This window comes from Streptococcus sp. SP1 (assembly GCF_030440005.1).
GTDB lineage: Bacteria > Bacillota > Bacilli > Lactobacillales > Streptococcaceae > Streptococcus > Streptococcus parasanguinis.
Genome location: NZ_JAQFJJ010000011.1, coordinates 53875 through 65537, shown reverse-complemented (window position 1 = coordinate 65537; position 11663 = coordinate 53875). Strand labels below are relative to the sequence as shown.

12 protein-coding genes are annotated in these 11663 nt (G+C 42.0%); all 12 read left to right on the top strand.

Annotated elements, in window-relative coordinates; genetic code table 11:
• Window positions 1–30 precede the first annotated feature (30 nt).
• The 12 genes from ccrZ (at window position 31) to PCY07_RS06930 (ending at window position 11603) form a co-directional block, all read left to right on the top strand.
• Window positions 31–825 (top strand): cell cycle regulator CcrZ, encoded by a 795-nt coding sequence (gene ccrZ, locus PCY07_RS06985; RefSeq protein WP_003003852.1) that lies wholly within the window; start codon window positions 31–33, stop codon window positions 823–825.
• Window positions 822–1457, top strand: a complete 636-nt coding sequence (gene trmB, locus PCY07_RS06980; RefSeq protein WP_301355800.1) for a tRNA (guanosine(46)-N7)-methyltransferase TrmB — start codon at window positions 822–824, stop codon at window positions 1455–1457. Before ccrZ ends, trmB begins: the two co-directional genes overlap by 4 nt.
• A 97-nt stretch (window positions 1458–1554) precedes the next feature.
• On the top strand, window positions 1555–2034 hold the full coding sequence (gene rimP, locus PCY07_RS06975; RefSeq protein ID WP_003018457.1) for a ribosome maturation factor RimP: 480 nt from the start codon (window positions 1555–1557) through the stop codon (window positions 2032–2034).
• A gap of 44 nt (window positions 2035–2078) precedes the next feature.
• A complete protein-coding gene (nusA, locus tag PCY07_RS06970; protein ID WP_049518462.1) occupies window positions 2079–3221 on the top strand; it encodes a transcription termination factor NusA in 1143 nt (380 codons plus the stop codon).
• 14 nt (window positions 3222–3235) lie between these two features.
• Window positions 3236–3532 (top strand): YlxR family protein, encoded by a 297-nt coding sequence (locus tag PCY07_RS06965; RefSeq protein WP_003010401.1) that lies wholly within the window; start codon window positions 3236–3238, stop codon window positions 3530–3532.
• The gene (locus tag PCY07_RS06960; RefSeq protein ID WP_003010399.1) at window positions 3525–3824 is read left to right on the top strand and encodes a YlxQ-related RNA-binding protein; all 300 of its coding nucleotides are present in this window, start codon (window positions 3525–3527) and stop codon (window positions 3822–3824) included. Before PCY07_RS06965 ends, PCY07_RS06960 begins: the two co-directional genes overlap by 8 nt.
• Before the next feature lie 16 nt (window positions 3825–3840).
• On the top strand, window positions 3841–6555 hold the full coding sequence (gene infB / locus PCY07_RS06955) for a translation initiation factor IF-2 (RefSeq protein WP_301355796.1): 2715 nt from the start codon (window positions 3841–3843) through the stop codon (window positions 6553–6555).
• 75 nt (window positions 6556–6630) lie between these two features.
• Window positions 6631–6981, top strand: a complete 351-nt coding sequence (gene rbfA / locus PCY07_RS06950; RefSeq protein WP_003003976.1) for a 30S ribosome-binding factor RbfA — start codon at window positions 6631–6633, stop codon at window positions 6979–6981.
• A 449-nt stretch (window positions 6982–7430) separates the two neighbouring features.
• The gene (locus PCY07_RS06945; protein ID WP_301355794.1) at window positions 7431–9062 is read left to right on the top strand and encodes a Na/Pi cotransporter family protein; all 1632 of its coding nucleotides are present in this window, start codon (window positions 7431–7433) and stop codon (window positions 9060–9062) included.
• Window positions 9063–9215: 153 nt separating this feature from the next.
• Window positions 9216–10373, top strand: a complete 1158-nt coding sequence (gene nagA / locus PCY07_RS06940; RefSeq protein WP_301355793.1) for an N-acetylglucosamine-6-phosphate deacetylase — start codon at window positions 9216–9218, stop codon at window positions 10371–10373.
• Window positions 10374–10545: 172 nt separating this feature from the next.
• Window positions 10546–10764 carry a hypothetical protein gene (locus PCY07_RS06935; RefSeq protein WP_003018530.1) on the top strand — a complete coding sequence of 73 codons (219 nt, stop codon included), beginning with the start codon at window positions 10546–10548 and terminating at the stop codon, window positions 10762–10764.
• Window positions 10761–11603 (top strand): aldo/keto reductase, encoded by an 843-nt coding sequence (locus tag PCY07_RS06930; protein ID WP_301355789.1) that lies wholly within the window; start codon window positions 10761–10763, stop codon window positions 11601–11603. The genes PCY07_RS06935 and PCY07_RS06930 overlap by 4 nt, the downstream gene beginning before the upstream one ends.
• Window positions 11604–11663: the final 60 nt, after the last annotated feature.

The following is an 11663-nucleotide window of genomic DNA, read 5'->3' as shown; positions in this document are numbered from 1 at the left end:
ATAGATTGGAAACTTTTTACGGAGGAAAAGATGGACTCGAATGAAAAAGAGCTGAGCCTCACCCCGATTCCTGGGAAGAGTGGGAAGGCCTACATGGGGACCTACCCAGATGGCGGGCGCGTTTTTGTAAAAATGAATACGACCCCAATCCTTGCGGGTCTAGCAAAAGAACAGATTGCTCCTCAATTGTTATGGAGTCGCCGCTTGCCGGATGGAAATGTGATGAGTGCCCAAGAATGGTTGAATGGGGAAATTCTCACACCAAATGGGATGTCGAAAAAACAAGTCGTCAATATTTTAACGAGATTGCACCGTTCTAGACCTTTGATGACCCAATTGAAAAAACTTGGCTATCCTGTGGAATCTCCATTAGAGTTGCTCAATTCTTGGAGTAACCGGTTGCCAATTGCCCTACGTCAGAATCACTATATCCAATCAGTCGTAAAGAATTTACGTAAGACAGTGCCTGCCTTTCGGGAGGATTATGCGACGATCGTCCATGGAGATGTTCGTCATAGCAACTGGATTGAGACAGAGAGTGGCTTGATTTATCTAGTCGATTGGGACTCTGTTCGTTTGACAGACCGGATGTTGGATGTGGCGCATATCTTGAGTCACTATATCCCAGATTCTAATTGGCGCGATTGGTTAGGCTATTATGGCTACAAGTACAATCAAAAAGTATTTGATAAACTCTATTGGTTTGGTCAATACTCTTTCTTGTGCCAAATTGCTAAATACTATGAAAATAATGATTTAGAAAATGTCAATCGCGAGATCTATGCTCTGCGCAATTTCCGGTTGAAATATGGAAAGGAAATATGAGAGTTAGAAATCGCAAGGGAGCGACTGAATTATTAGAAGCGAATCCGCAATATGTGGTCCTAAATCCAGAAGATGCTAAGGGGAAATGGCATGAGATTTTCGGGAATGATCATCCCATTCATATTGAAGTTGGAAGCGGAAAAGGGGCCTTTATTACTGGGATGGCCAAGGCCAATCCAGAGATCAACTACATCGGAATTGATATTCAAAAATCGGTCTTGAGTTATGCCTTAGATAAGGTCTTAGAGGCTGATGTTCCTAACATTAAATTACTTTGGGTAGACGGGGATAGCTTGACCAACTATTTTGAAGATGGAGAGATTGATCAACTCTATCTGAATTTTTCAGATCCCTGGCCTAAGAAACGTCATGAGAAGCGTCGTTTGACTTACAAGACCTTCCTAGATACCTTCAAGCAAATTCTTCCAGAACATGGGGAGATTCACTTTAAGACAGATAATCGTGGATTGTTTGAATATAGCTTGGTGAGTTTTTCGCAATACGGTATGATCTTGAAAGGGGTTTGGTTAGACCTTCATTCCAGTGATTTTGAGGGCAATGTCATGACTGAATATGAGAAGAAGTTCTCAAGTAAAGGCCAGGTCATTTACCGTGTAGAAGCACAGTTTTAGCATATTCCTTGCAATCATTGTGGAATCGTGTTATAATATCTTAAATGAATAGAAAAGGAGAGGCGGGGAAATATCTTCGCCTCTTATCTATGAGGAGGTGGCAACCATCGCAACAATTGTTGACTTAGTAACAGAAGTGATTCAGCCAGCTATAAAGGAACCATTTGAATTGGTCGATGTTGAATATGGCAAAATGGGTGGTGACTACGTCTTAAGCATTTTCGTAGACAAACCAGAAGGAATCACACTGAATGATACAGCGGATTTGACAGAAATCATTAGCCCGCTATTGGATCAAATCAAACCAGACCCATTTCCAGAACAGTACCTCTTAGAGGTTACCAGTCCTGGCCTGGAGAGACCATTGAAAACCAAGGAAGCACTCGAGGGAGCTGTTGGCAAGTACGTCAATATCAGCTTGTACAAGGCTGTTGAAAAGCAAAAGGTCTTTGAGGGGAATTTGGTAGGTTTTGAAGAGGATGTTTTGACCATTGAGTATATGGATAAAACACGGAAGAAAACAGTGGATATTCCTTATAACCTTGTGTCCAAAGCAAGGTTGGCTGTAAAATTGTAACAGAATGAAAGAAAGGATGCCTTTATAGAAGAGGCAAGAATAACATGAGTAAAGAAATGCTAGAAGCCTTCCGCATTTTGGAAGAAGACAAAGGGATCAAAAAAGAAGATATCATCGAAGCAGTCACAGAATCATTGCGTTCAGCTTATCGCCGTCGTTATGGACAATCAGAAAGTGCAGCGATTGAATTCAATGAAAAAACTGGAGATTTCCGTGTTTATACGGTTCGTGAAGTGGTGGATGAAGTCTTTGATAGCCGTTTAGAAATTAGCTTGAAGGATGCCTTGGCCATTAGCTCTGCTTATGAGTTGGGGGACAAGATCAAGTTTGAAGAAGCGCCAGCTGAATTTGGTCGTGTAGCAGCTCAATCTGCCAAACAAACGATCATGGAAAAAATGCGTAAGCAAACGCGCACCATCACCTATAACACTTATAAAGAACATGAAAATGAAATCATGAGTGGAACGGTGGAGCGCTTTGACAATCGTTTTATCTATGTCAATCTTGGCTCAATCGAAGCACAATTGTCTAAGCAAGACCAGATTCCAGGAGAAGTGTTCCAATCTCATGATCGAATTGAAGTATTTGTCTACAAGGTAGAAGATAATCCACGTGGTGTCAATGTCTTTGTTAGCCGGAGCCACCCTGAAATGATCAAACGTTTGATGGAACAAGAAATTCCTGAAGTATATGATGGAACTGTTGAGATTATGAGTGTAGCTCGTGAAGCTGGAGATCGTACAAAAGTTGCGGTTCGTAGCCATAATCCAAACGTAGATGCGATTGGGACTATCGTTGGTCGTGGTGGATCGAACATTAAAAAGATTACCAGCAAATTCCACCCAGCTCGATACGATCAAAAATTAGAACGTATGGTTCCGACGGAAGAAAACATCGATGTCATCGAATGGGTTCCAGATCCAGCTGAATTCATCTATAATGCGATCGCTCCTGCAGAAGTGGACCAAGTTATTTTTGATGATGAAGATAGCAAACATGCTCTCGTTGTGGTTCCAGATAATAAACTATCTCTTGCCATCGGTCGTCGTGGTCAAAACGTTCGTTTGGCGGCTCATTTGACTGGTTACCGCATCGATATCAAATCTGCTAGTGAGTTTGAAGAAATGGAAGCAGCTCAAGAAACTTTTGAAGACCAAGTAGAAAGTGACGAAGAGCAAGTCGATTAAGAGAGGGAGGGAAAATGGTAAAAACAAGAAAAATCCCTTTAAGAAAATCTGTCGTTTCAAATGAAATTATTGATAAGCGCGATTTGCTCCGCATTGTCAAAAATAAAGAAGGACAAGTCTTTATCGATCCAACTGGCAAAGCCAATGGTCGAGGTGCTTACATCAAGTTAGACAATGAAGAAGCGGCACTTGCTAAGAAAAAGAAAGTTTTTAATCGTAGCTTTAATATGGAAGTGGAAGAAGCTTTCTATGATGAATTGATCGCTTATGTAGATCATAAGGTGAAGAGAAGAGAGTTAGGCCTTGAATAAGCAAAAGATAAGTAATTTGTTGGGCTTGGCGCAAAGAGCAGGAAAACTCATTTCTGGAGAAGAACTTGTGATCAAAGCAATCCAGGAAGAAAAAGCAAAATTAGTTTTTCTGGCAAATGATGCAGCTAGTAACCTGACAAAAAAGGTGACAGATAAGGGTCACTATTATGAGGTTCAAGTATCTACCGTGTTTTCAACACTAGAATTAAGCACTGCAATTGGACGTGCTCGTAAGGTCGTCGCTGTTGTAGATGCTGGATTTTCAAAGAAAATGAGGTCTCTTATGGAATAGAAGAGGAGGACAGCAATTGTCTAAGAAAAGATTATACGAAATTGCCAAAGAATTGGGCAAGGAAAGTAAGGAAGTCGTCACTCGTGCGAAAGAATTAGGTTTTGACGTCAAGAGTCATGCATCTAGTGTCGATACTGATGTTGCTGAAAAGTTGATCAAGAGCTTTTCAGCGAAAAAAGAAACAGTCGAAAAGAAAGTAGCAGAAGTGGTTGCCAAGACAACGGCTGTCGCAGAGAAAAAAGAAGCAGCGCCTGTAAAAAAAGAAGGGACAACTGAGACAAAATCAGTAACACCAGCTGCTAAACCAAAGAGTCGTAACTTTAAAGCGGAACGAGAAGCGCGCGCAAAAGAGCAGGCAGAACGTAGAAAACAACAAGACAATCGTCCAAAACGTGATCGCAAGGACAATCAGCGTCATGGTGACAACCGAAATCAACGACCACAAGATCGAAATGAACACCGAAATCAAGGTTTTGATCGTCGCAATAACAAACCAGATCAAAGACGTAGTGCTCAACCCCAAGTGGCACCAAAAATTGATTTCAAAGCGCGTGCAGCAGCATTGAAAGCAGAACAAAATGCTGAGTATGCGCGTGGAAGTGAAGATCGGTATAAACAACAAGCCGCAAAAGCAGAACAAGAACGTCAACAGCGCCGGAAACGGGTAGAAGTACCTGAAGTGAAAACACCTGTACAGGAGCCGACTGTTGAAAGCCATACGAAGCCAGCTGTTGTAGCTACTCCAGCTCAAGTAGATACACGCCGTAAGAAACAAGCGCGACCAGATAAGAAACGCGATGATTTTGATCGTGAGGAAGATGGTCCAAGAAAACAACAAAGGAATCGAAGTAGTCAAAATCAAGTGAGAAATCAAAAAAATAGTAACTGGAATAACAATAAGAAGAATAAAAAGGGAAAGAACAACCGCACAGAAGCTCCAAAACCAGTAACAGAGCGTAAATTCCATGAATTACCAAGTGAATTTGAGTATACGGATGGAATGACGGTTGCAGAAATCGCAAAACGTATCAAGAGAGAGCCAGCTGAAATCGTCAAGAAGCTCTTCATGATGGGAGTTATGGCAACTCAAAATCAATCGCTGGATGGGGATACCATTGAACTTTTGATGGTCGATTATGGAATTGAAGCCAAGAAAAAGGTAGAAGTGGATAATGCCGATATTGAACGTTTCTTCGTGGAAGATGGTTATCTGAACGAAGATGAGTTAGTGGAACGTCCACCAGTTGTAACTATCATGGGACACGTTGACCATGGTAAAACAACCCTTTTGGATACCCTTCGTAATTCTCGTGTGGCGACAGGTGAAGCAGGTGGGATCACCCAGCACATCGGTGCCTACCAAATCGTTGAAAATGGCAAGAAGATTACCTTCTTGGATACACCTGGACACGCGGCCTTCACCTCTATGCGGGCACGTGGTGCATCTGTTACCGATATTACCATCTTGGTCGTAGCGGCAGATGACGGGGTTATGCCTCAGACTATTGAAGCCATCAACCACTCAAAAGCAGCCAATGTTCCAATCATTGTGGCTATTAACAAGATTGATAAACCAGGTGCCAACCCAGAACGTGTCATCGGTGAATTGGCGGAACACGGTGTTATGTCGACAGCTTGGGGTGGGGATTCTGAATTTGTAGAAATCTCAGCCAAGTTCAACCAAAACATTGATGAGTTGTTGGAAACTGTCCTTCTTGTGGCTGAAATCCAAGAACTCAAGGCAGATCCAACTGTTCGTGCTATCGGTACCGTTATCGAAGCGCGTTTGGATAAAGGAAAAGGTGCGGTGGCAACCCTCCTTGTTCAACAAGGAACTTTGAATGTCCAAGACCCAATCGTTGTCGGAAATACCTTTGGACGTGTCCGTGCCATGACCAATGACCTTGGACGTCGTGTGAAGGTTGCAGGACCATCTACTCCTGTTTCTATCACTGGTTTGAACGAAGCTCCAATGGCGGGTGACCACTTCGCGGTTTATGAAGATGAAAAATCTGCGCGTGCAGCTGGTGAAGAACGTGCCAAACGTGCTCTGATGAAACAACGTCAAGCAACCAACCGCGTCAGCCTTGAAAATCTCTTTGATACCTTGAAGGCTGGGGAAGTGAAATCTGTTAATGTCATCATTAAAGCCGATGTACAAGGTTCGGTTGAAGCCCTTGCTGCTTCCCTTCAAAAGATTGAAGTAGAAGGTGTGAAAGTGACCATCGTTCACTCAGCGGTTGGTGCTATCAACGAATCAGACGTAACCCTTGCAGAAGCTTCAAATGCTTTCATCATCGGATTTAACGTCCGTCCTACTCCACAAGCACGTCAACAAGCTGAAGCTGACGAGGTGGAAATCCGTCTTCACTCAATCATCTACAAAGTGATTGAAGAAATGGAAGATGCGATGAAGGGAATGTTGGATCCTGAATTTGAAGAGAAAGTGATCGGGGAAGCAGTTATTCGTGAAACCTTTAAAGTCTCTAAAGTGGGTACCATCGGTGGATTTATGGTCCTTAGCGGTAAGGTTACACGTGATTCCAAAGTTCGTGTCATTCGTGACGGTGTCGTGATCTATGACGGTGCTTTAGCAAGCTTGAAGCACTTCAAAGATGATGTCAAAGAGATCACAAATGGTCGTGAAGGTGGATTGATGATTGAAGGTTACAATGATATCAAGACAGATGATACCATCGAAGCCTACATCATGGAAGAAATTAAAAAATAAGCAAGCTGACTAGGAAAAAAAGAGGCTTCCCCTCTGATTTCCTAGTTTTTAAACACAGAGCAGAAAGGAGTTCCTATGGCAAGTCATTTTCGGACAGACCGAGTAGGGATGGAAATCAAGCGTGAGGTCAACGAGATTTTACAAAAGAAAGTCCGTGACCCGCGTGTTCAAGGAGTTACCATTACGGATGTTCAAATGCTAGGTGATTTGTCTATGGCCAAAGTGTATTATTCAATTATGAGTGATTTGGCTTCAGACAATCAAAAGGCTCAGACAGGCCTTGAAAAAGCAACAGGAACCATCAAGCGTGAATTAGGTCGGAATCTAAAATTGTATAAGATTCCGGATCTTACTTTTGTGAAAGACGAATCCATCGAATACGGGAATAAGATCGATGAGATGTTGCGCAATTTGAACAAAGACTAGAGAGGTTGGAAATTTTCCACGTCCAGATTGAAAGACAAAGTCTTCTTAGAAACTTTCCTTAGGTGAGTACGGACGTCAGCGAACTTCTTCGAAGTTCCATGACTAATTATTGAGCCTAAGGTCTCAATAATTCCGAGTACCTGAAACTATTAAGTTTCAGGTACTTTTCTCACGACGAAAAGTTTCAGTAGATGATTGAATCACTCTAACGAGTAACATTTCTTTTTATAGAATTTATTAGATTTATAAAAAAGAATAGTTTGTCTACAGTCTCGGGTTGGAAATTTCCAACCTCTTTTTTGGCTCTTAAAATGAGGAAAATAAAACAGAAAGAAAAAAACGGTTTCAAAAAATAATAGAAATTTACAGAAATCTCTTGTGTGATTGGAAATTATCCTTTACAATAGGAGAGGAGTTTTATTTCTGATCTCATATTTGGAGGAATGATCATGTCCATTAACTGGCAGGAAATTTTGTTTAACTTTTTGGGAGGGTTGGGTCTCTTTCTCTATAGTATTAAAACCATGGGAGAAGGACTGCAACAAGCCGCAGGGGACCGTCTTCGCTACTATATTGATAAATATACCAGCAATCCCTTTCTTGGAGTCTTAGTAGGGATTGTCGTGACAGCCCTCATTCAGTCTAGTACTGGGGTAACGGTGATTACCGTTGGTCTGGTCAGTGCGGGTCTCTTGACCCTGCGCCAAGCCATTGGAATCATCATGGGAGCTAATATTGGGACCACGGTCACCTCATTCATTATTGGGTTTAAACTGGGGACTTATGCCCTTCCAATTATGTTTCTTGGAACGGTCTTACTTTTCTTTACCAAGAATCGAATGGCTAATAATATTGGTCGGATTCTCTTTGGGGTTGGAGGAATTTTCTACGCTTTAAACCTGATTAGTGCGGGAATGAGCCCTTTAAAAGAATTGCCAGAATTTAGTCAGTATATGATCACCCTAGGGAAAAATCCAATTCTTGGTGTTTTAGCGGGAGCCATCATCACCGTTTTGATTCAAGCTTCTTCAGCTACCATTGGGATTCTACAAGGTTTGTATTCAGGTGGTTTCCTAGATCTTCGCGGTTCTTTACCTATTCTTTTTGGGGACAACATCGGAACGACCTTGACGGTTATTATTGCAGCTATGGGGGCCAATATTTCTGCTAAGCGTGTTGCAGCAACCCATGTGCTCTTTAACTTGATCGGAACAGTCCTTTGTTTGATCTTGTTAACACCTTTTACAGCCATGATTGAATACTTCCAAGGCCTCTTGCATTTGTCTCCGGAAATGACGATTGCTTTTTCTCACGGTGCCTTCAATGTGACCAACACCATCATTCAATTCCCATTCATTGGAGCTTTGGCTTACTTCGTAACCAAACTGATTCCTGGTGAGGATGAGGTTGTCAAATATGAACCGCTCTACTTGGATGAAAACTTGATCACTCAAGCGCCTTCGATTGCTCTAGGAAATGCGAAAAAAGAGTTGCTTCATTTAGGTGGATATGCAGACAAAGCTTTTAATCTCTCTTATGATTATATTGTTCATCAAAATGAAAAAACAGCTGAAAAGGGACACAAGACAGAAGAAGCCATTAATACCATTGATGAGGATTTGACTCGCTACTTGATTCGTTTGTCGAGTGAAGCCTTGAGTCCGAGAGAAAGTGAAGTTCTCACCAACATCCTAGATTCCTCACGGGATTTGGAGCGGATTGGAGATCACGCGGAAGCCTTGATCAATCTGACCGATTATTTAATTCGTAAGAAAGTGGTCTTTTCAGAAGCGGCCTTGGCTGAATTGGAAGATATTTACAACCAAACCCATCAATTTGTAGAGGATGCTTTGAAAGCCGTTGAGAACAATGATGTGAGTCTTGCAAACCAATTGGTAGCACGTCACGAGGCAATTGAAAAGTTGGAGAAAAAACTTCGGAAAACCCATATTCGTCGTTTGAACCACGGTGAATGTACACCTCAAGCCGGAGTGAACTTTATTGATATCATTTCTCACTATACACGTGTTGCAGACCATGCCATGAATCTCGCTGAAAAAGTACAAATCGAGCAAATTTAATGAACGTTAAACAGAGTAAGTAGGAAGCTTACTCTGTTTTTTGTTAGATTCTATTCAAAAATAGGTCTAGACCATTTACAAATAAAAGTGAAAGCGTTATAATATGTATGAATATAAATGGAACACAGTTCCTACAATGGAAAGGACGATTTTATGTCTACATATATTAAAGCAGATCAATTTTATTACCCACATGGGGTTCGCCGCGGAGGCTATTTGGAACTCGTTGATGGCAAGTTTGGAAAACATGTGGAAAGCTTACCAGAAGGTGTGGATGTGCTAGATTATTCAGGGTACAGTATTGCGCCTGGCCTCGTGGATACCCATATTCATGGATTTGGTGGGGTAGATGTGATGGATAACAATATCGAAGGCACTCTCCATACCATGAGTGAAGGTCTCTTGAGTACAGGGGTCACAAGCTTTTTGCCTACGACCTTGACTTCCTCTTACGAACAACTTTTGGCAGTAACTGAAAATATCGGTGCACGATACAAAGAAGCAACAGGAGCTAAGATTCGCGGTATTTATTTTGAAGGACCTTATTTCACAGAAAAATACAAGGGAGCACAAAATCCAGCTTATATGAAGGATCCAAGTATGGAAGAATTCCGGGCTTGGCAAAAAGCTGCCAATGGTCTGTTGAATAAGATTGCCCTTGCTCCCGAGCGTGAAGGGGTAGAAGAATTTGTTCGGACCATTACAGGAGAAGGGGTGACTGTCGCTCTGGGGCACTCCAATGCTACTTTTGAAGAAGCTAAAAAAGCGGTTGATGCAGGTGCGAGTGTCTGGGTGCATGCCTACAATGGTATGCGTGGTTTGACGCACCGTGAACTCGGTATGGTTGGTGCCATGTATGAGTTGCCTCATACTACAGCAGAGTTGATCTGTGATGGCCATCACGTTGATCCGCTAGCTTGTGATATCCTGATGAAACAAAAAGGGAAAGAAAATGTTGCCTTGATTACTGACTGTATGACAGCTGGGGGCTTAGAAGATGGGGACTATATGCTTGGGGAATTCCCAGTTGTGGTCGCTGAAGGGACGGCTCGCTTGAAATCAACTGGTAATCTAGCTGGCTCAATCTTGAAATTGAAAGATGGATTAAAAAATGTTGTAGAGTGGGGGATTGCTAACCCTCACGAAGCAGTGATGATGGCCAGCCTCAATCCAGCAAAATCAGTCCATATTGATGATGTTTGTGGTCAAATTCGAGAAGGGTATGATGCGGACTTCATCGTGCTTGATCAAAATTTGGATCTGGTTGCGACCTATCTCGATGGGGTTAAACGTTACCAGGCGACTAACTAGATTCAAGAATCGAAGATAGAATACTTCCTCTCTAGGTCATACCTAGAGAGGTTTTTGTGAGGTATTCATGGGGTTAAACAGTCTGTAGGGGCTTTTTGTTTATCAATGGTAGTGCAATTTTGTGAATGCTGTCTTTTCATGCTATAATGGGAATTGAAATGTGAGGTAGCTTATGAAGGCAATTGATATACGTTTTTTATTGATGGGAATTTTTTTCTTGCTCTATGGGATTGTAAGAAAAAATATCTTTATTGTGATCGTTGGTGGGGCATTTTTACTCTATAGTTTTTATAGCAAGAAGATGGAGCCAACCAAGAAGAATATTTTTAAGCCAGAGCTCAAGCTTCGAGGGCCTAAGAAACCGAAATCGAAGAAAGGAAAGAAAAAATGAATCATTATCGTTTGAATAATGGGGTGAAGATTCCTGTATTGGGATTTGGGACGTGGAAAGCAGCGGATGGAAAAGAAGCCTATCAAGCTGTGTTAGCTGCTTTAAAAGCAGGTTATCGCCATATCGATACAGCTACGATTTATCAGAATGAAGAGAGTGTGGGGCGTGCTATTAAAGACAGTGGTCTTGCGCGCGAAGACCTGTTTATTACCACCAAACTTTGGAATACTCATCACACCTATGAAGATGCTCAAGCTGCTTTGGAAGAGTCTCTTGAGAAACTTGGCTTGGACTATGTGGATCTTTATTTGATTCATTGGCCAAATCCAAAACCCCTTCGAGAAAATGATGCTTGGAAACAACGGAATGCTGAGGTTTGGCGAGCAATGGAAGATATGCTAGCTGCTGGCAAGGTTCGGGCTATTGGTATTAGCAATTTTCTGCCTCATCATTTGGAAGCCCTTCTTGAAACAGCTCGAATCATTCCGGCTGTGAACCAAATTCGTCTAGCACCTGGGGTGTACCAAAGCGAAGCCATCGCAGCGAGTCGCAAGCATGGCATTTTACTAGAGGCTTGGGGACCTTTTGGGCAAGGAGAATTGTTCCAAAATGAACAAGTAAAAGAAATGGCTACTAAATATGGAAAGACCGTCGCTCAACTAGCCCTGGCTTGGAGTTTACAAGAAGGTTTCCTTCCACTGCCAAAATCGGTTACGCCTGAGCGGATTGAGAGCAATCTGGATTGCTTTGATTTTGAATTGACGGCAGATGATGTGGAACTCCTGCGCTATCTTCCGGTTGAAGCGGGTGCACCAGATCCAGACACCAAAGATTTTTAAAAAATGATTTCTAACAATAAAAACCGAGGACAGTTTTGTTCTCTGTTTTTTTATCTTTTC